Source organism: Patescibacteria group bacterium (assembly GCA_041661625.1).
GTDB lineage: Bacteria > Patescibacteriota > Patescibacteriia > JAHIZJ01 > JAHIZJ01 > JBAZUB01.
In genome coordinates this window covers 94,855-113,809 of the sequence record JBAZUB010000003.1, presented here as the reverse complement: position 1 = coordinate 113,809, position 18,955 = coordinate 94,855, and the positions used below count along the sequence as shown (strand labels likewise).

The 18,955-nt window shown below is 47.7% G+C and carries 20 protein-coding genes and 1 tRNA gene; 9 read left to right on the top strand and 12 right to left on the bottom strand.

What is annotated here, in order from left to right; all coding sequences use genetic code 11:
* Window positions 1-105: 105 nt before the first annotated feature.
* Window positions 106-744 (bottom strand): class I SAM-dependent methyltransferase, encoded by a 639-nt coding sequence (locus WC734_05600; GenBank protein ID MFA6198589.1) that lies wholly within the window; start codon window positions 742-744, stop codon window positions 106-108.
* Window positions 745-1,104: 360 nt separating this feature from the next.
* On the opposite strand from WC734_05600, the gene WC734_05595 reads away from it, so the two are divergent.
* Together WC734_05595 and WC734_05590 are read left to right on the top strand one after the other, a co-directional pair.
* Entirely contained in the window at window positions 1,105-1,398 is a 294-nt protein-coding gene (locus WC734_05595) for a hypothetical protein (protein MFA6198588.1), read from the top strand.
* A gap of 464 nt (window positions 1,399-1,862) precedes the next feature.
* Window positions 1,863-2,216 (top strand): hypothetical protein, encoded by a 354-nt coding sequence (locus WC734_05590; GenBank protein ID MFA6198587.1) that lies wholly within the window; start codon window positions 1,863-1,865, stop codon window positions 2,214-2,216.
* Between the two features lie 229 nt (window positions 2,217-2,445).
* On the opposite strand, the gene WC734_05585 is transcribed toward WC734_05590, so the two are convergent.
* The 11 genes from WC734_05585 to WC734_05535 all read right to left on the bottom strand — a co-directional run bounded on the left by WC734_05585 (window position 2,446) and on the right by WC734_05535 (window position 9,161).
* Window positions 2,446-2,844: a hypothetical protein gene (locus tag WC734_05585; protein ID MFA6198586.1), complete on the bottom strand. Its 399-nt coding sequence runs from the start codon at window positions 2,842-2,844 to the stop codon at window positions 2,446-2,448.
* Between the two features lie 85 nt (window positions 2,845-2,929).
* Window positions 2,930-3,187, bottom strand: coding sequence for a hypothetical protein (locus tag WC734_05580; GenBank protein ID MFA6198585.1), 258 nt, complete (start codon window positions 3,185-3,187; stop codon window positions 2,930-2,932).
* A 543-nt stretch (window positions 3,188-3,730) separates the two neighbouring features.
* Complete coding sequence (locus WC734_05575) at window positions 3,731-4,318, bottom strand: hypothetical protein (GenBank protein ID MFA6198584.1); 588 nt, start codon at window positions 4,316-4,318, stop codon at window positions 3,731-3,733.
* Window positions 4,319-4,383: 65 nt separating this feature from the next.
* Window positions 4,384-4,677 (bottom strand): hypothetical protein, encoded by a 294-nt coding sequence (locus WC734_05570; GenBank protein MFA6198583.1) that lies wholly within the window; start codon window positions 4,675-4,677, stop codon window positions 4,384-4,386.
* 94 nt (window positions 4,678-4,771) lie between these two features.
* A complete protein-coding gene (locus WC734_05565) occupies window positions 4,772-5,128 on the bottom strand; it encodes a hypothetical protein (protein ID MFA6198582.1) in 357 nt (118 codons plus the stop codon).
* Between the two features lie 167 nt (window positions 5,129-5,295).
* Entirely contained in the window at window positions 5,296-5,487 is a 192-nt protein-coding gene (locus WC734_05560) for a hypothetical protein (GenBank protein ID MFA6198581.1), read from the bottom strand.
* Window positions 5,488-5,554: 67 nt separating this feature from the next.
* Window positions 5,555-6,211, bottom strand: coding sequence for a hypothetical protein (locus WC734_05555; GenBank protein MFA6198580.1), 657 nt, complete (start codon window positions 6,209-6,211; stop codon window positions 5,555-5,557).
* Window positions 6,212-6,319: 108 nt separating this feature from the next.
* Complete coding sequence (gene hisS / locus WC734_05550) at window positions 6,320-7,696, bottom strand: histidine--tRNA ligase (protein MFA6198579.1); 1,377 nt, start codon at window positions 7,694-7,696, stop codon at window positions 6,320-6,322.
* A complete protein-coding gene (gene lepB / locus WC734_05545; protein ID MFA6198578.1) occupies window positions 7,697-8,350 on the bottom strand; it encodes a signal peptidase I in 654 nt (217 codons plus the stop codon).
* 38 nt (window positions 8,351-8,388) lie between these two features.
* Window positions 8,389-8,823 carry a hypothetical protein gene (locus tag WC734_05540; GenBank protein ID MFA6198577.1) on the bottom strand — a complete coding sequence of 145 codons (435 nt, stop codon included), beginning with the start codon at window positions 8,821-8,823 and terminating at the stop codon, window positions 8,389-8,391.
* A gap of 261 nt (window positions 8,824-9,084) precedes the next feature.
* A tRNA-Val gene (locus tag WC734_05535) sits at window positions 9,085-9,161 on the bottom strand.
* Window positions 9,162-9,575: 414 nt separating this feature from the next.
* Here WC734_05535 and WC734_05530 point away from each other — a divergent pair.
* The 7 genes from WC734_05530 to mfd all read left to right on the top strand — a co-directional run bounded on the left by WC734_05530 (window position 9,576) and on the right by mfd (window position 18,720).
* Entirely contained in the window at window positions 9,576-10,520 is a 945-nt protein-coding gene (locus WC734_05530; protein ID MFA6198576.1) for a lysylphosphatidylglycerol synthase transmembrane domain-containing protein, read from the top strand.
* 199 nt (window positions 10,521-10,719) lie between these two features.
* The gene (locus WC734_05525) at window positions 10,720-12,462 is read left to right on the top strand and encodes an LCP family protein (protein MFA6198575.1); all 1,743 of its coding nucleotides are present in this window, start codon (window positions 10,720-10,722) and stop codon (window positions 12,460-12,462) included.
* Between the two features lie 8 nt (window positions 12,463-12,470).
* A complete protein-coding gene (der, locus tag WC734_05520) occupies window positions 12,471-13,823 on the top strand; it encodes a ribosome biogenesis GTPase Der (protein ID MFA6198574.1) in 1,353 nt (450 codons plus the stop codon).
* Window positions 13,820-14,395: an aminoacyl-tRNA hydrolase gene (pth, locus tag WC734_05515; GenBank protein MFA6198573.1), complete on the top strand. Its 576-nt coding sequence runs from the start codon at window positions 13,820-13,822 to the stop codon at window positions 14,393-14,395. Before der ends, pth begins: the two co-directional genes overlap by 4 nt.
* 88 nt (window positions 14,396-14,483) lie before the next feature.
* Complete coding sequence (locus tag WC734_05510) at window positions 14,484-14,846, top strand: hypothetical protein (protein MFA6198572.1); 363 nt, start codon at window positions 14,484-14,486, stop codon at window positions 14,844-14,846.
* Window positions 14,847-15,080: 234 nt separating this feature from the next.
* The gene (locus WC734_05505) at window positions 15,081-15,275 is read left to right on the top strand and encodes a hypothetical protein (protein ID MFA6198571.1); all 195 of its coding nucleotides are present in this window, start codon (window positions 15,081-15,083) and stop codon (window positions 15,273-15,275) included.
* 265 nt (window positions 15,276-15,540) lie between these two features.
* Window positions 15,541-18,720, top strand: coding sequence for a transcription-repair coupling factor (gene mfd / locus WC734_05500; protein ID MFA6198570.1), 3,180 nt, complete (start codon window positions 15,541-15,543; stop codon window positions 18,718-18,720).
* Window positions 18,721-18,955 lie beyond the last annotated feature (235 nt).

Sequence of the window (18,955 nt, the reverse complement as noted above, 5' to 3'; positions counted from 1 at the left end):
ACTTTTTCTAACTATTTTAGCACCCGTGCTTATCCTACTGCGCTGGAGGCTGATCTTCGGACAACGTTTGCGTGTATGCGATGTGATAATATCGTATACACGCTGTTATGTGATGTTTTTGTGGGCGCTGGTATATCGGGCAATGACGATTAAGTGAGTATAGTCTAGCTCCTCTTTTTTCAGTGATTGTATTTCATGTTTATGTACAATCTCAAAACCAGCGTTGCGTAAAAGCAGTTCGATTTCGTCAGGCGAAATGACGTTCACAAATAGCTTTTCGTCAGGCTTGAAGGGTTCATCGACAAAGACCTCCTCTGACGTACCGGACTGTAACTGAATGTAGATCGCCCCATCTTGTTTGAGAAACCCCGTAAACCGCTGTAGAGTTTTTGGAACGTCCTGTTTTGGGATATGTATTAGAGAGCAAGAAGCAATAATACCGTCGAATTCGTTTTCATGGAACTGAAGGTTCCTCATGTCTCCCTGACGATATTCAATACCTGGAGCCTTGCTTCGTGCGATTTCAAGCATCTTTGCTGACATGTCGACACCGACAACATTGAAGCCTTTTTGTTTCACATAAAGGCAATCAACGCCGTTGCCACAGCCAACATCGAGAATCTTTCCATTGGTTGGTACGAGTTCCAAAAACTCATCAAGATATTCCGAAGGTTTCGAAAACACACTAGCATAGTCCTCAGCTATTTTGTTGTATACCTGAACTGCTTTTTGGCTGTTGTCCATATATTGAGTGAAAAAGAGGAGCGGATCCCTCGGGCAAGTAGCTATCTACACCAGCCCACAAAAATGTCACATAACGTTTGCGTATAGCAGAAGTCGGCTGGAGTGGAAGCGGTATACTTGCGCGGTAGCGCCACCGCTGGAACGGAAGCCGATTTGGGTGAAGGAACATGCGCGACCTTAATACCCTTATTATAGGCGCATTTTCCTGAACCTGCTATACGCTGTTAAACGATGTTTTGGGCAACAAATAATCAACCTTTTCTTTATGGGCTCTTTTAATTGTTTATTGAACAAGTATTGACGCGAAAGTATACTTGTGATATACAGGAATATCGCGAAAACCAGAAAGGAGGGCGCGATATGACCGACCAGCAGGCAAAGCGACCAGCACACGAGGTGATCCTACAGAGGCTGAAGGAGCGAATCGAAGAGCTCGAATGTATGGGGGGCACAGAAAGCCGCACATACAATTACTTCAGTTCCCTTGGGGCAATCTCTGTCCTGCTCGATGTGCTGCGAGATATGGCCATCCCGGAGAATGAGCGGGAGAGCGTTCTCGCGGAACTACATCTGACCGCGGATCAGTGGGAGTTAAGCATTAACTCTCCCAATATGCCCCAAGAGCTGTACAACGCCCTTTCGTCCGAACAGTAGAGCGCCCTACGGCCCTGCTTGTAACGCGCCATTCGAGATTCCTCGGGTGGCGCGAACTTCTTTATAAGAAAAATTGAAAAGAGCCCAATCCGAATATCTGAAATTATTTGTTGACCAACATTTCGTTTAACGTTTGCGTATATCTGATGTCGCGCTAGCGATATGGGCGGAGGCTCGCCGGAGGCGAACCGAAGCCAGATATACGCTGTTATATGATGGAACAATACATTCTTTACCTGACCAAAGGGAAGGGTTTTGGGAATCAGGTCAATCTTTCTTCGTGTTTTTGACTTGACAAAATTATCGAAAAGCCTATATTTAAGTATCTTTTTCTTGGTTGTCAGCTGAACTGTCGATTGTGTCGGTAGACAGCTGCTAAGCAGGGTAATGGTGGTATCCAATACTGATAAGCAGTGATCGGCGAAGACGCCGGTCGGCTCATTGATTCAGCAAAGGGAGGGATCATGGCTGAGGTGAACGAAGCGCAGAAACCCCAGGCCACAGTCCGCGCTTATGCGGTCATTGAAGAGAGGAAACCTGCGATTCCGAACGTCAACATCCCCGCAGGCTTTGACTTCGAATGCGAGCGACCTCCGCGTTGGGCACTCAGATTCCCTGTCGGGACATTCGACGATGCCGCGGAAGGATCGCTTCCTGAAATTCGGGGGTTGTCCGTCTCGACCAAGGCGTATGCCCGGTTCGGCGAGCTGTTGCCGAAGCTTTTTCCCCACCAGTTTCTGGCTCGGTTCACGCTCTACATCGCCTTCCCTGATGGAACGAACTTCCAGCGTGAATGGGACAACGAAAGCACTGACTGAGCTCTCACATCATCGTCTGCACAGTCTAGCTGCCTGGGTCGGGTCGGACACACACGACTTGATCCAGGCAGATTTATGATTTCAAACAGCAGAAGAAAAATTGCCCTGATTCCCAACCGTCATAGCAGTGACGGAAAGAATGTGTTGTTCTGTCATATAACGTTTGCGTATCATCTGCTGTGTCGCGGTAGCGCATGGCGGATATACGCTGTTATACGCCATTACGACATTATCCCTTTTGTTCAACCGGCTGGAGTCGATAGAATGGCAAATCAGAAAGGTGGTCAGGGTCAAAATCAAAAATACCAAGATCTCGTAAATAAGTCATGAGCTGATCCCAGCCCGGCCCCGGACCCACGTCGACAGTGCTGTGCGAAAAATATTCTTTTTCAGTATAGGGCCGATTCAAAGTAATGACCCCATCCCCCCGCTGGTTATAAGCGCGCATGGCAACTATTTTTCTGTACTTTATCCCACTAACAACAATAATTTCATCTGGATCTCCCCCGGCATAACCGTGATCAGGCCGCAAGCCTTCTGATCTGGGATCGTTAGGGATGTCATCAAAGCTACTATATTCCTTTATTTTTTCAGTCTCGTTTGGGCTTGGAGATTCCGGGCTGTTCATAGTTTCAATTAATGTGGTAATGGCGTATAACGTTTGCGTGTCATACGATGTCTCAATATCGTATACACGCTGTTGTACGAAGTAATTAATCAGTCTGCTCATTCGTTAATAGTCGTTCTACGGTGTTGCGTAAACCATGACTTCGGGTGATAAAGCTGATATCTCTATCGCCTCGTCGAACATCTTCAATCTTTGTAATCAGTTCATCTGGTGTATAGGTTTTTGCCGTACCTACAACTTCCAGCATTGTGCGTAAAATACTGTAAAGACCTTCGAATGAAGCAGCGGCTTCTATGCCCATTGATTCAGCTTCTCTAGGATTTGGGTAATTAATTCTTTCCATATTTGTAGATTAATTATTTCGTACAACGTTTCGGCGTATGCGGCGCGGAACAACGTGGAGTGACGTATATGCCGTGTTATACGGTGTATTGCTATGTTTTTTGAATGGTACAAAATACTCTTGGGGAGTGGGGAAGTTTAGACCTTCCCCGAGGAAGCATCGGAGCTCTCCAGCGTCGTATGTTTTCACTTGTTGTTGATACGAACGGCGTTGAGAATCACACTTACGACAAGGAGTAAGAGGAGTACCCACAAAAGCGCATCGCCCGGCCTGATCTTGATATTTACTGTGACTATTGAGATTGTTGCACCCAGAATCAGTCCAATCAGATAATTAAACATCTGCCCTCCTTTGATTCGCCTCCCCGAGAGTATTTTGCTGTCAAATAACTAATACGCAATCTTAGTGCTAGATGTACTTTTCGTCAAGAGCAATATGCCGTATAACGTTTCGGCGTATCTGATGTCTCGAAGTGAGTGAAGGGGTAGAATTGCGCGGGGCGCACCCCGTAACGAACGAGAGATATGGGCGAAGCTGGGGACATCAATTTGGAACCTTCATTTCTTCAACTTGTATATCCAATATCTGTTTCATGAAAGTCATAGAAAAGATGATACCTTCTTTTTCTGTAAGTAATTCTCGTAAATACAGCTTAGTGTCGCTTTGATATTTTTGAGGGAAATTGATACTTAGATATGTCATCAACTTCTTTTTTGGTTGCCAAACTCGATATTTTACCTCGGGATGATTTTTGTACTTTTCAATAAATTTGTCTATAGATTGGCCATCTTTGTACCAATTCACCAGGTCTTTTGAAACCCACACATCATTCCAACGTTCGTAGAATGGGAAATGTGAAATGATGTTTCTAACAAACTTGAATAAATCGCTACCGATTTCTGCCTCCATTGGTGGCCTGTGTTTTCTGATCTGTTCAATTATCCATTGGATCGGTTCATAGTTAAGTAGTTCAGTATATATTAGAAAGGCGTCACGTATCTTGGTGAATCGGTGCCAATCCTCTTTCTGCCAAAAATCATCTTTTTCGATTTCCTCAAAAATATCATAGAATCGATTATATGCCAGATTGAGAAACGCTTTCTCTTTTTCGTTTGGTCGTAAGTTAGCCATTTTCTACGTTTCAAATTGGTGTTCCTTGCTGAGCCAGATACGCCGTGTTGTACGCCCGTAACAAATTATTGCTGTGATCCATTCCAGCCAGTTTTGTAGAGAATAAAACCCCCAATAATTAAGATAGCAAGATCTATGAGGGCTTTCCAAAACCAAGATATTTTTCTCGGTGACGGAAGATTCACCCAGTTTCTTTTAACTGAAGTATTTTGCAGTTCCTTTACATTCAGCAAGGTCCCTCCATCTACACGATTGTCTTCAATTTTTGAGTCTATGATCTTACCTCCTTGAATCATAGCTGGAACAGGTTTTTCTTTAGAGACTAGTTTAAATATTTTATATATCAAGGTATAGAACATAAACTTGCAATAATTTGTTATGGCGTACAACGTTTGCGTGTATGCGATGTAAAAATATCGAATACACGCTGTTATGTGATGTACTGCCCAATATCTAGGCCCGGTTACTCAGCCGTGCAATTGCTATCACTAAATCGTGGTAGAATTTTGCTTTACCACTGTCAGAGAATAGCAAGGTACCATTTTCATGCTGGTAATCAACGAGAGCTTCTTTAATTATTATCATCGTTTCATCTGGGTCAGGAGATTGTTGAAGTTCTACCGCACAAGTAGTTAAAAGCTCTTGAAGAAGCCCCGCTGATAGTTCCTGTTTATGAGCCACATCTTTAAGATCTGTGCTCAGGTTAAAAGTAGTATAGGATGCTTCAGCATATTCTTCAGCTTTCGTCGCTAGAGCACTTCTAAACCTCTCTAAATTAACGATATGTTCCGAACCTGTTTCATGCGCCATGTTTGATTAAAATAATTGTTATAAGGTAGATAAATTATTAATTGTTGAGATTGGGCAGTATGTCACATAACGTTTCGGGCTAGCCGAAGTTGCGACGGAATGGAGGCGGTACAATTGTGCGGAGCACACCGCCGGAATGAAGGAGCAATTTGGGTGAGCGGAGATTTTTAACCCTTTGCCTCTTTGTCCTTAATCACCTTATCAAGAGCATCAAGAACACTCGGACTCTTTTGTTTTCCGTAGTAAAGATGATTCCATACCCTTTCGTAAAAACCCTCAAGCGTTCCTTTGATGCTTAGTAACAAATAGGCAATAATTATTAGTAGAACGACTGTTGCAATACCGAGTGCAGTAATCATATTCTTTGGTTAATTATTTGGTAAGCGAACCGGCTAGCCCGTGTTAAGTGAAGTAAATCCTACACAATTATACCCTATCGAGCATTTCTTCAAATATGTCATTCTTTCGATACCCTGAAATAAAACTCCAACCTGAAAATAGCTCCCACAAAAATCCAGAAAGCCTCTTAACTTCATCGTAATTAAGGCTGGTATTTTTTAGGGTTTGAGTCGTAATTTTCAATCTCTTTAAGAAGGAAAACACTTCTTCGTCGTGCAATGAAATATTACTGAGGTAAAAATCAATTTCTTGAGTTAATATTTCAAATTGAACCAGAAGGTCTTTGAGTAAGGATTCATTTAAGCCATTGAGTACGCCGTTCCACCTGTCCCGCCCTTCTTTATGGTTCTCTTTGAAATAGTTTTTGAATTCTTCCAGCCCTGACAATTTCTTTAGTAATTGCACGTCGTGGCTATGGCCTAGAGCAGATAAAAAGATTGAAATGCTGTCTTCCTTAAAGTGTGTGTAATTCAATTTAAAATTACCCCTTATAATGTCCTTTCGTTTTTTTTCTGGTATATAAACTTGGAATAGATAAAAAATACCAGCAGCAATAATAGATATTGCTATAGCATAAACGAAACCTAATATTTCACTACTAGAGATAGCAGCTTCGGGTATTCCAGTAGCAAAAAGATAGTAGCCGATATAAATGATCGAAAGAATGACCGCTGAAAAAATCATACAAACACCGTTCATAAGAGAGGATTTATTTCACTTAACTAGAGTATATGCGAAATACCCCGATTAAGCCAGGTATTATCGCATTTTATAGAGATCGAGTGTAGAGCTTTAAGCCACTGGCGGCTTCTCGGTGGTGCCATTTCCGTTCGTGGCGCCATTGCCATTCTTGCGCAATCGGCGCTTGAGCTCATTGGTCACCTTTTCGAAGTTCAGCACTTCCTGGGTGCCGCTTTCCATGTCGCGGATCAGGATCGTGCCATCGATATTTTCCTTTTGGCCCAGGATCAACGCGATCTTGATATCCTGGCGGTTGGCCGATTCCAATTGCGCCTTGATCCCCTCCTTGGAAAAGTTTTCCGCCACCAGGAAACCTTCGCGGCGCAGACGCTCGTAGAGCAACAGGGCCTTGCGGCGGGACTGGTCGCCCAGTTGAGCCACGTATACTTCTGGTGCCGGCAGACTGGGTGTAGTGAGACCGGCTTCTTTCAGTTTCAATATCACCCGTTCGATCCCGACCGCGAATCCACAGGCCGGCGTGGGCCGTCCGCCCAGCATTTCAGCCAAACCGTCATAGCGGCCGCCGCCGCCCAGCGTACTTTGCCGGGCATCGGCTTCGTTTTCCGGCCAGATTTCAAACGTGGTGCGCGAATAATAATCCAGCCCGCGAATAATGCGCGGATTCAGGATATACGGCACTTCCAGCTCTTCGAGATATTCCAATACTTGCGTAAAGTGCTTATTGTCTACCTCATCGAGATAATCCACGATTTGCGGTGCGTCCACGGCCAACTCTTGGCAGGTCGGCACTTTGCAATCCAGCACCCGCAGTGGGTTGGTCAATAAACGCTTTTTGCAATCATCGCACAGCTGATTGCGACGAGGCTTGAAGTAATCGTTTAGTTCCTTGCGGTATTTGGTGCGGCTGGCGGCATTGCCCAAGCTATTGACCTGAAGACTGACCGGCAAGCCCAGTTCTTTGAAGAAATTATAGGCCATGACCATCAATTGGGCGTCTACGATCGGCTGTTCCTCGCCCAATACTTCGAAACCGTATTGGTTGAATTCCCGATATCGCCCGGCCTGGGGCCGTTCCCGCCGGAACATCGGGCCGTAATAAAATAATTTAACCGGCTGGGGCAGATTGACCATGCCGTGTTCATTGTAGGCGCGCACAATCGAAGCGGTGGCTTCGGGACGCATGACCAGCTTGTCCTCGCCCTGGTCGGAAAAAGCAAACATTTCTTTTTCCACGATGTCAGTGCCCTCGCCGATCGATCGGACAAACAGGGCCTCTTGTTCCAATACCGGCGTGGTAATATGGCCAAAGCTGTAATCCCGCGCCAATTCAAACACCCGCGTGCGAATCCAATCCCAATAAGCCTGTTCGCTGGGCAGGATATCTTTCATACCCCGCACCAGCCGCGGCTGGGTGAATTTGGCCTTGCTGGGTTCTTTCTTTTCCTTTTCCATAGATGGTTTCATCATTTACAGATTATAGGCTGGGTCGTGAAATACCTGCCATTTGTTTAGCGGCCAAGCTCTGATCCAGGTCCGACCAACAATATAGTTTTTCGTGATCGGGCCAATCCGGCGCGAATCCAGACTCTGCTCGCGGTTATCGCCCATCACGTAAAACTCGTTTGATTTTAATTCGACGGTTTCATTGCCCGAAGTGTAGACATCGGCTGCCAAATAAGGGCTTTCGTCCAATACCTCGCCGCGCGGTGCCTGCGTATTATAAATAATCACGTGGCCGTTGCGGATTTCGACCGTCTCACCCGGTACGCCGATCACCCGCTTGATGAAAAACTGACTGGGATTCTCGGGATATTTGAAAACTATGATATCACCCCGATGCGGTTCGGCAAACCGATAGCTTATTTCATCGATCATCAGATATTGATTATCGTAAAAACTCGGCTCCATCGACGCGCCCTTGACGTAAAACGGCTGAATCAGGAAATACCGCACGGGAATGATAATCGCCAGTGATATTACCACCACCTTGACTATTTCCAGGGCGAATCCGCCCATCGACGCGAAAAATGACAGACCACCCTTAGACTCCATTTGCTTATCGGACTTCGCTTCTTCGGGCGTACCCGTTCTCGGTTGATTGATTTTGTCTAAGAATGTCATGGGGTAGTGATGATTAAGTTAATTTGTTTATTGGAGAATTAATTGAACCAGTCGACTAGCTCTGTAAATCGGACATAGAAACCAAATGGATCGACTACTCTAAAATCTTTTTTACCCCAGCGCTTTAGTTCCAGAGGTTGAGCGATCTGAGATGAATCCAAAACGCTATTTGCTAATTTCCATAATTCTTCGACATTTGATACTGGAATTGTAATTTCCACAGCATACCCACGCGGCGTTCCTGTGGGATAATCTGCAAAATGTGTATGTCGAGCCACTCTCTCGTTATCACCATAGAAATTTATACACGTTTTTCCAATTGTGTCGATGCGTGCCAATACCATATATCCTAATTCGCTGCCAGCTGGAATATAACTTATTTGATGGAAATTAAACGTAGAATAAAACTTACGCGCTTTTACGAAATCCGGAACGTGTAACTCCAGTATCAGATTATTGAAAATATTTTCCAATGGTTTAGCGTATTAATTTTCGAGCTTTGGCCCGTGGTGGACGATGCCCCGCTTAGCGGGGCGACCTCACGAACCCGCCCGCCCTGTCTGCCCTGTCTGCCGACAGGCAGACGCTGTGCTTTGGCAGGCGGGTGTGAATCGTGCGCTCATTCCTAGGGGGCCCCGCCAGCCGAAGTATCATGATTGGATAAAGCAACAAACAATACTTTTGTCCACCTACGCTTGAAGCTTCGGTGGACATCTTTCGCTATAAGCGTAGACTGGTGGGTGATCCTGGATTTGAACCAGGGACCTCTGTCGTGTGAGGACAGCGCTCTAACCAACTGAGCTAATCACCCTCGAAAAAACATTGATATATATTTCAATGGTGCGCTCTATCCTGGGCAGCGTCTGCTCCTGCGCACGCTCGGAGCAGCCGACGTTCACTGCGCCCTATGGGCTGGTTCACTCCTGCCCGCCCCGCAAAGCGGGGCCCAACTGAGTTAATCACCCTTAAATAAAAGACGTTGTGAAAGCAACTAACTTAGTAATCGAAACCTAATCAACTAATTAACCAATTATACTAATTAACTCTCAATTCTTGGCTAACTTTCGCAAAAAGTAGGTATAGTATAGCACTTTTTTTAAGTAATTGCAAATGTCAATATTCGACCCTTTACCGAAGGCGGATGACACCCTTACGTGGCTATATATCCGGTTAGCTGATATACTGACAACGTTTTTGTATCATCTATCAATTGAATATTTCTCTCATGAAAAAAGCCAAGATAATTTTTATCGCTCTGAACGTAGTTATTATTGGCTTTTTGATCTATTTTCTATCGCGGCTCGACTATGCCACGATGGGTCGTCTTTTTCGCAGTGCTAATCTTTGGTGGCTATTGCTGGGTATTGTAGCCTATTTATTCAGTCTCTATTTCAAGATTGCCCGACTGGGCAGCGTGACCAACTATTTTGGTTTCCGATTGCCTTGGCGCGACCTGTCTTTTATCCAGATGACCGCGATCGCCATCGCCATGATGACGCCGGGACGGCTGGGTGAAGCCAGCAAGATATATTTATTGCATCAAAAATCTATCCCGGCGGTAACCGGTACGGCTGCGACAATTTTTGAACGGATATTCGATTTTCTTTTTTTAAGCGCGGCTTCGATTGTTTTTGTGTATATCGTGCTAAATGACTCGAGGTTGATTTGGTTGTTTAGCCTGCTATTACTCTTGATGCTGGGTTTGCTGCTGGTTTTTCGATATATTTCCATGTTTATTCGTTTCGTACCGATACGCTGGCGGCCGGCATTGCTGCAATTGCACGATTCCCGCGCCACCGGAAGATTACGCGCGATGGGTTGGACTACATTTCATAGCATTGCTACCTGGTCGACCCAAGCGATGTTGTCTTGGGCCACGTTGGCGGCACTGGGCGTCCACGTTTCTCCGCTGGCAGTCATCGGCGTGGAGGCAATCGGCACGCTGGCGGCGATATTTTCATTCCTGCCCCTGGGATTGGGCGCGATGGATCTGTCGATGCTTTTTCTGTACGGCCAGTTGGGCATTGCCAATGAACCGGCCACCATTGTGGTATTCCTGTCCCGTACCATCGGTTTTCTGGCGCCATTAAGTATTGCCCTGATCCTGACCAATCTGCGCGGTATGAAACTATCGGACATCAAGGCGGGCATGAAGCAAGTGCCGCAATAAATTCGAAATTAGAATATCGATATACTAAACAAATTCCAATCTCGATTTTTTTAATGTTTGAAATATTCGAGATTGGTAATTCGATATTATTTAGGATTTTGAAGTTAGATATTAGGATTTCACTATCCAATGTATTGGGTTCGGTGAATTAATGTTTCTTTTGACTTTGCCCCCTGGTTATAGTATAATTTGCTGACGTATGGCCAAAAAAACAAAGTTGGATATCAAGCTACCCGCGGAGACTCCGCCGACTCCCCCACCCGCTTCTAACATCGCAGCCGCCAACGCTAATAAAAAACCAAACCAGCGCTGGCCGTTTTTAGTGTTGAAGATTTTTTTATACACTATCGCGATCATTGTAATTTTGGGTTTTGCTTTTTCGTATAAGGTTATTTTTTCCAATGGCGGCATCTTCAGTCGGCAAAGCAGCAGCCCGTTGGATCAGCTCAAACACCTGGTGACAAGCAATGACAAGCAGATCGAGGGTGAATCTCGGGACCGGGTAAATATCATGTTGGTCGGTATGGGCGGTGCCGGACATGACGGCGCCTATCTGGCCGATACCATCATTGTGGCCAGCATCAAGCCGTCGACCAATGAAGTGGCCATGCTGTCCATCCCCCGGGATCTGGTGGTAAATATTCCTGATTATGGCTGGCGTAAGATAAACAATGCCAATGCCTTCGGCTACCAAACCGACCCGAAGCAAGGTGGCGAGAAGATACTAGCCGGCATACTGGAAGATGTCTTACAGCAGCCAATCGACTATTATGGGTCGGTGGATTTTTCTGGCTTCAAGAAACTGATCGACCAACTGAACGGCGTGGACGTGACAGTCGACCAGGCTTTTACCGATTATGAATATCCCACGACCAATTACGGCTACCAGACCATCAGCTTCAAAGCCGGCCTCCAGCATATGGATGGCGAAACGGCCCTGAAGTACGCCCGTTCGCGTCATGGCAATAACGGCGAGGGTTCCGACTTTGCCCGTTCCAAGCGGCAGCAAAAGATTATTTCCGCCGTAAAGAAAAAGGCTTTGTCGCTGGGTACGTTGGCCAACCCGAAAAAGATCATGGATATTACCGACACCATCGGCCAGCATCTCAAAACCGATATGGAAATTTGGGAATTATTGCGTCTGGTCGACCTGACGAAAGACATTGACCAGAGCCAGATCATCACCCATGTATTGGATAATTCAGCCACTGGCCTGCTCCATACTACCACCGGCACCGATGGAGCCTATTTACTCGAACCTAATGCCGGCCTGGGTAATTATTCCGAGATCCGAGATCTGGCCGGCACGATATTTGAACGCAGCTTGCTGATCAAGGAACAGGCCCGTATTGAGATCCAAAACGGGACCAAGAATACCGCCATCAGCCAGCGCATTGCCAGCGACCTGATCGATATTGGCTTAACAATATCAAGTCAATCAGCCACCCAGGATCGCAATACCAAAACGACGGTGATCTATGACCTGACCCTGGGACAGAAACCAGCGACGGTGGAATATCTTCGAAAGACGCTGCACGCCCAAGTGTACCAGCAACGGCCGGCGGTCGTGCCCACCAATAAAGACCTGTCGCAGAATGTTACAAATAATTCGTCATACCCCACCAGCTCCACCTTGGTTAACGAACAACAGCCGAATCCCCAATCGACCACTAGCGATATTGTGATTGTGCTGGGCGCGGATCAACTGGCGACCAAATCCAAAACAACCAATACTAATGCCAATACCATCATCAGTGCCAACTTAAATACGAATAGCAATCTGAACGTCAACTCAGCTGTGACCAATCGAAATGCCAATACCAATTCAAATACCAATACAAACGTTAACTCCAACACAAATCGGAATTCTAATGCCAACGCGACCGTAAATCAGAACGTAATTACCAACTCCAACCGAAACTCTAATACTAACAGCCATTAAGTTATTTTATGACCTCCCTACCCAACGCAATTATTATCGGACGGGCCAATGTTGGGAAATCAACCCTGTTTAACCGGTTGATCGAAAAATCTCAAGCGATAACATCTGCCATACCCGGCACGACCCGGGACAGCAACCACGCCATCGTGGAATGGCGCGGCATTGCCTTTAAGCTGATCGATACCGGCGGTTTTGATACCAATCCCAATAGCGAAGTCGAGCAGAATATTCACAAACACATTAAGCGGGCGATGCAGACGGCCGATGTTGTCTTGGTGATGGTAGATGGCAAAGTTGATCCCACGCCGCTCGACCGGCAGTCGGCTCGTACCGCTCTGGCAATGAAACGGCCGGCTATCTTGGTGATCAATAAAATCGACAGCACCCAAAAGGAGCGCCGTTGCAGTCCCGACTACCACAAACTGGGACTGCCGGAAATTGCCATGGTCTCCGGCCTGAACGGCCGGTCGTCGGGCGACCTGCTCGACGTTATCGTGGCGCATATGAAGCCGACATTGGTCCCCCGGCCGCCCGTCGACGCCGTGAAACTGGCCCTGATCGGCCGGCCGAATGTCGGCAAGTCTTCTCTATTTAATCGCCTGCTGGGCGAGGAACGCTCGATTGTCGCCTCGACGCCCTACACCACCCGCGAATCGCATGACGAGCTGCTGCAAAACAACGGACGCGACTACTGTTTGATCGACACGGCCGGCCTGCGCCGTTCGGCTCGGATTCGCAATGCCCGCGGACCGGAAAGTCCGTTGGAGCGGGAAAGCGAGGCCAAAACTACCCTGACCATAAAGCAGTGCGACGTAGCCATATTGATGCTGGATCTAACCGAAAATGTCAGCGCCCAGGATAAGCGCCTGGCTCAAACCATCGCCGACCTGCATAAAGGCCTGGTCGTAGTGGCTAACAAAGCCGATTTGGTCCCAAAAGATAAGCGAACCGCCGTCGCCATCAGTGAGGTAATTCGCGGTTCTCTGCCATTCCTGAACTGGGCGCCGATCCTGCCGCTATCCGCTAAGTCGGGCTGGAATGTCGCCAAGCTTCTGCCTATGGCCGGACTGGTGCAGGATGCCATGAAGCGCTGGGTGGATCCGGCCGCCCTGTTGGAAATCACCGATCTGCTCCAGCGCAAACAGCGCGCGCCGCTGATCACCGCCAAGCGTACCCAGCCAGCCAAACTTAAAATGAGCCAGACCGGTATCGAACCGCCCACCTTCACGATCAAATCAAATTTGCCCGGCAGTCTGCCCCAATTCTACTATCGCTATATTGAACACACGCTGCGGGCACACTTCGATTTTACCGGTGCGCCACTGCAGTTTAATTTTACCCAATATAAAGGACGACAATGAAACTCATCGCCGGCCTAGGTAACCCCGGGCCAAAGTACGCTCACACACGCCACAACATCGGCTTTAATGTGGTCGATGCCCTGGCCCGGCGCCTCGGCACGGATCTGCGTGATGACAAGGAATTCCACGCTGAACTCGGCAAAACCACCCACCAGCATCACCGGATCTATCTGGCCAAGCCGACCACGTTCATGAATGACTCCGGTGAATCCGTCAGTATGATTGCGCGCTACTATAAAATCGATCCCTCGAATATCTGGCTGGTCTATGACGATATCGATATTGAATTCGGCGCCATGAAAATAAAGGCAATTGGTTCTTCCGCGGGTCATAAAGGCGTCATGTCAGTGATTGAACAGCTGGGCACTGACCGCTTTCCGCGGTTTAAGTTCGGCATTCGACCGATGGACAACGAGCACCTGATCCAGAACAACGACACCGGCGACTACGTGCTCAATCCCTGGTCAGCCGAACAAGCCGCCAAATTGCCCGAGCTGGTCGGCCGTACCGTTGAAGCCATCATTCTCGCGCTCGAGCAGGGCCTGCCGACGGCGATGAATCATTTTAACTGATGTTTAAATAATCATATCAAGGTTACACCCGAATAGAACATTTCTTCTGGCATGTTTGGTTATTGTAGCGACTATAGCCACGTTATTTATGTGGTCAATAATTGCCGATCGTAATGGCTGTAAACAAGCAGAAAAGTTTACTATTGATTACAGGCTGCTCAATTCCGAAGAATACAAAAACACCAACTTGTACATGAAAGACGGCCTGTCTATGCAAGGCTTTACAATCAATCGTGGCCAGTGTTCCAATCCCAATACGGTCGTGTGGCGCAATTTAACCGACCACGCTGTCAGATTTCATGCCGACTTTGCCAATCAGGATAATGACGTTATGATCGAACCGAACGAAGTTTTTTCTTATGCTTTCGGAAGTAATGGCGTATATTGGTATCAGATTGGAGACGTGACCGATCAGATTACTATCAATGATGCCGCTGTAATCTATAAATAGGTTGGACAGATAAAAAGTTTTTAAGCGTCAATGGGTTTTAATGTGTTGGTTTCTGTCTCTCCTATTTATTTTAATAAATCATTTTAGCTCCCGCTACGGGAGCTTCCTTCCTTGTTACTTGTTACTTCTTAATTCTTACTTTCAATAAGAAAAGCGCCCGACATCAGATCCTCGCGGGAATCATAGAATGTAAGACGCTGGAATATCTGCGGATGTGGGGTCTCGCCCCTAATTATGTCCGCAAAGAACCATGAACACGTACGTCGTATTGACGCGGAAATAGGGCTGGTCGCCCAAGATGCCGGGGAAACATCAACCTCCCATCACTACCCCACCCAACCGAACGACCAGACTGCTTCTGGAACCAGCCGCGCTGACCGAAGTCAGTCAGCCTTGATTATCCAGTCACTACCCGCAAGCGCAGAATAAACCCGAAATCGGGCGGATCCTGACTTATTGGCTACTAGGCAGTTAAGGAGGGGTTACCGCCGGTTCGCCACTTGCAGGTAGAAACCGGCCAACCAATTCTGACCGGCCAGTCACATAGTGGGGCATCTTAGCATAATAGCTGTTTTTGTCAAGCGCCCGGCACCTGAAGATTGGCCTAATTTCAGCTTGATTATGAAGCCGGGCACGCTTTTTCCGGAATAAATATTGCGTCTTTACAGGAACTGTGCTATCATTACCTTAGAATATGAAAAAGGAATTCATCCTGGAACCGGATACCGGTGACGTTTTTCACGTGACCGGCACCTCGTCTGTTTCCGCCAAAAGTTTTTTATTGTCACGACTGCGCTCCCCGAGACTAAATGACGGGCGGGTTTTGTGGTATGTCGGTAATTTGGCCGAAGGACAGATTCTGGCCAGTCTTTTGACGGCTTGGCTTAAAGAGGCGGGATATGATCGCAAAGTGCGCCTATTCGGCCGGGATAATGTCTCGCTCTGCCTGTGGGAACTGATCGAGGGCACAGATTCATTCTTGATTATACCGGTTGAATATCTGGCCCACCCGTTCGTCAAACCGGAGTTATTTAAAAAACAAGCGCTACAGTTAACAAAAAACGATATCACCTCCCCCGCCCAGCTGTCCCACGAGCTGGTTTTGATTGGTTACGATTTCAACGTGACCGCGGACGCGCCGGGAACTTTTTCCCGCCGCGGCAATATCGTCGACATTTTTCCACCCGATACCAGCTGGCCGTATCGGATTGAGTTCGGCCACTCAACGATTGAAAACATCTATATTATTGAAAGCGCCTCCAATAAAACTCAGCGTTTGCTTCGTGAAGCATTTATTCTGCCGGCTCGTATCGACCAGACCGCTACCGAATCCTCCTTGCGCGATTATCTGGATCTAGCGTTCAAATGCCAGAACATTCATATTTACAGCGACCCGGACGATATCGCCCGCTCTAGCTCACAGTGGTCGGGAATAGAAAAAGAGATCAGCGCACAGCCCCGGATCATATTCCACACTTTACCAGGTCGGCGTCAGCATCAAAACATATTTGACTTTGCCGCCGCGCCCCTGTTTCATAAAAACATCAACGCCTTCCTCGACCAACTGGCCATCTGGCAAAATCAGCATTGGAATATCTACTCTCCCAAAAACCTGGCGCACGATATTGAACGGCTCTGGAAAAAAGAACGTAACGAGCAAGCGCCCCTGACCGTAAAATATATCGACCTTAGCCCCCTGCTGACACCGGAGCTGGGCTTCATTTCTGCCCAAGAAAAAACCGTCTTAATAACCGAATATGAGTTGTATGGCCGGAGTGAAAGAACCAACATTAAACCGCCCAGCCACCGCCGGGCCAAGCGCCTCGACGTCAGCTTCATCGCCGAATTGACCCCGGGTGATTACGTAGTCCATCTCGACCATGGCATTGGCCGATTCAAAGGCTTGGCCACGCACACTATCGATGGTATCACCAAGGAATATTTCCAACTCGAATACGCCGCCAACGACAAGCTGTCCGTGCCGATTGAGTTGGCCTACAAGATTGATAAATATATCGGCTCCGACTCACCCATCGTCCATCGGCTGTCAAATTCTACCTGGCACCAGCTCAAGCGCCGGATCAAGATTGAAACAAAAAAGATCGCCGATGAATTGCTCAAACTTTACGCCGAGCGCCAAAACGCCCGCACTGAACCGTGCAAGCGCATGACTCAGGCCGAGGTGGAGCTGGGTAAGAGCTTCAAATACCAAGAAACACCCGATCAAATGAGGGCGATCGTGGACGTGAACGAAGACCTGGAAAACGCCCGGCCAATGGACCGATTAGTCTGTGGTGATGTCGGCTTTGGCAAAACCGAAGTGGCAATCCGGGCGGCTTTCAAAGTGGTCATGAACAAGCGCCAGGTGGCCATTTTGGCTCCCACGACTATTTTGGCGCAACAGCACTATGATACTTTCGTGCAGCGCTTGAAGAACTTTCCGGTAGCTATCGAGTCATTGAGCCGGTTCAAAACCGCCGCCCAGCAAAAAGAATCAGTGGCCAAACTAAAAACCGGAGAAATCGACATTATTATCGGCACGCATCGCTTGCTCTCGAAAGATGTGGACTTTAAAAATCTCGGTCTGATCATCGTTGATGAAGAGCAGCGTTTCGGTGTTCGGCATAAGGAGAAATTAAAAAGCATCCGGGTCAGTACGCCAGTGCTCACGATGAGCGCCACCCCGATTCCACGCACGCTCAATCTCGCGCTGGCCGCTTTGCGCGATATGAGCGTGATTCGCACTCCGCCGGAAGGCCGGCAGCCGATCGAAACCGCGCTGGCGCCGTTTTCCGATGAGACAGTTAAAGAGGCGCTGATGTTTGAGTTGCGCCGCGGCGGACAGGCTTATTACCTGCACAATCGCGTCGAAACCATCAATCTGGCCGCCAGTAAGATTAAGAAGTTGATTCCAGAAGCAAATATCGGCATTGTCCACGGCCGCCTGCCGGAAAACGAGCTAGCCAAGACTATGTCGGAGTTTGACTTGAATGAAACCAACATCCTGGTGGCTACCAGCATCATTGAGAACGGATTGGATCTGCCCAACGTTAATACGCTGGTGGTGGAAGACGCCACCCGGTTTGGCTTAGCCCAATTATATCAGTTGCGCGGCCGGATCGGACGCGGCCAGCGCCAGGCATTTTCTTATTTTCTATATCCGCAGCGCAAAGTCACCGGCGAGGCCAAGAAGCGTTTGCAAGCATTGATGGAAGCCAAAGAACTGGGTTCGGGTTTCCAGGTGGCCATGCGCGACCTGGAAATTCGCGGCGTAGGCAATATCCTGGGCCGGGAACAACACGGCCGGGTTAACGCGGTGGGCTTGAGCCTCTATCTCCGTTTGGTTAACCAGGCCGTCACCGAACTGGAGACGGGCCAGCCGGTCAAAGTCCTGCGCGATATCATGATGGATATGCCGGTAGCCATCACCATACCGACTGATTACATCAATAACGAGAAACAGCGGTTACAGGCATACCGCGAGTTAACCGAGATTGCCGACATCGATCAACTGGAAGTGCATTTCCAGGATCTGGCCAAGCGGTACGGCGAATTGCCGCCCAATGTGTTGAACTTGAAACAGTTACTGCGCCTGAAAATTATCGCCCAGGACACCAAGATCGACGGCATTGAAACCGTCCAGCGCACTGAGTACGGCGTACCGACCAATCGTTTGTTGATCAAATTCTCCGAAACTTACACCCCGCCGCAAATCAAGTCATTGCTCGATATGAATCCCGACTGGGTGCTGGGTGAAAATCAGATCAAGATCGATTTGGCCAAATTGCCCCAGCCTTGGCTCGAGCGCCTGGAAAAGGTAATTAAGATTTTCCGAGTCAAACCCGAGCCGATTGATGAAGATGAGGAAGAGTAAACCGACACGCAAACCTCCCCCATACTCACAAACCCTAAAGCAATTTCAAGTATAGCATGATACTCCAACGCGTCCCCTCCTTAATTAAGGAGAGGACCGTTTGTAGTACCAGCCCACTTTGTGTTATTTGAATAAGCCGGTGAGTATGGGGGAGGTTTGCGTTAAGTATTTTGACTACACTATAAAAAGAAAACCCGCACCGGTGTAGCCAGTGCGGGTCGTTGAATCGAAACCC

Bases quoted from the DNA above. Each gene is read 5' to 3' on its own strand.
- WC734_05600 (MFA6198589.1), bottom strand. From the start codon at position 744: ATGGACAACAGCCAAAAAGCAGTTCAGGTATACAACAAAATAGCTGAG.
- WC734_05595 (MFA6198588.1), top strand. From the start codon at position 1,105: ATGACCGACCAGCAGGCAAAGCGACCAGCACACGAGGTGATCCTACAG.
- WC734_05590 (MFA6198587.1), top strand. From the start codon at position 1,863: ATGGCTGAGGTGAACGAAGCGCAGAAACCCCAGGCCACAGTCCGCGCT.
- WC734_05585 (MFA6198586.1), bottom strand. From the start codon at position 2,844: ATGAACAGCCCGGAATCTCCAAGCCCAAACGAGACTGAAAAAATAAAG.
- WC734_05580 (MFA6198585.1), bottom strand. From the start codon at position 3,187: ATGGAAAGAATTAATTACCCAAATCCTAGAGAAGCTGAATCAATGGGC.
- WC734_05575 (MFA6198584.1), bottom strand. From the start codon at position 4,318: ATGGCTAACTTACGACCAAACGAAAAAGAGAAAGCGTTTCTCAATCTG.
- WC734_05570 (MFA6198583.1), bottom strand. From the start codon at position 4,677: ATGTTCTATACCTTGATATATAAAATATTTAAACTAGTCTCTAAAGAA.
- WC734_05565 (MFA6198582.1), bottom strand. From the start codon at position 5,128: ATGGCGCATGAAACAGGTTCGGAACATATCGTTAATTTAGAGAGGTTT.
- WC734_05560 (MFA6198581.1), bottom strand. From the start codon at position 5,487: ATGATTACTGCACTCGGTATTGCAACAGTCGTTCTACTAATAATTATT.
- WC734_05555 (MFA6198580.1), bottom strand. From the start codon at position 6,211: ATGATTTTTTCAGCGGTCATTCTTTCGATCATTTATATCGGCTACTAT.
- hisS (MFA6198579.1), bottom strand. From the start codon at position 7,696: ATGATGAAACCATCTATGGAAAAGGAAAAGAAAGAACCCAGCAAGGCC.
- lepB (MFA6198578.1), bottom strand. From the start codon at position 8,350: ATGACATTCTTAGACAAAATCAATCAACCGAGAACGGGTACGCCCGAA.
- WC734_05530 (MFA6198576.1), top strand. From the start codon at position 9,576: ATGAAAAAAGCCAAGATAATTTTTATCGCTCTGAACGTAGTTATTATT.
- WC734_05525 (MFA6198575.1), top strand. From the start codon at position 10,720: ATGGCCAAAAAAACAAAGTTGGATATCAAGCTACCCGCGGAGACTCCG.
- der (MFA6198574.1), top strand. From the start codon at position 12,471: ATGACCTCCCTACCCAACGCAATTATTATCGGACGGGCCAATGTTGGG.
- pth (MFA6198573.1), top strand. From the start codon at position 13,820: ATGAAACTCATCGCCGGCCTAGGTAACCCCGGGCCAAAGTACGCTCAC.
- WC734_05510 (MFA6198572.1), top strand. From the start codon at position 14,484: ATGTGGTCAATAATTGCCGATCGTAATGGCTGTAAACAAGCAGAAAAG.
- WC734_05505 (MFA6198571.1), top strand. From the start codon at position 15,081: ATGTCCGCAAAGAACCATGAACACGTACGTCGTATTGACGCGGAAATA.
- mfd (MFA6198570.1), top strand. From the start codon at position 15,541: ATGAAAAAGGAATTCATCCTGGAACCGGATACCGGTGACGTTTTTCAC.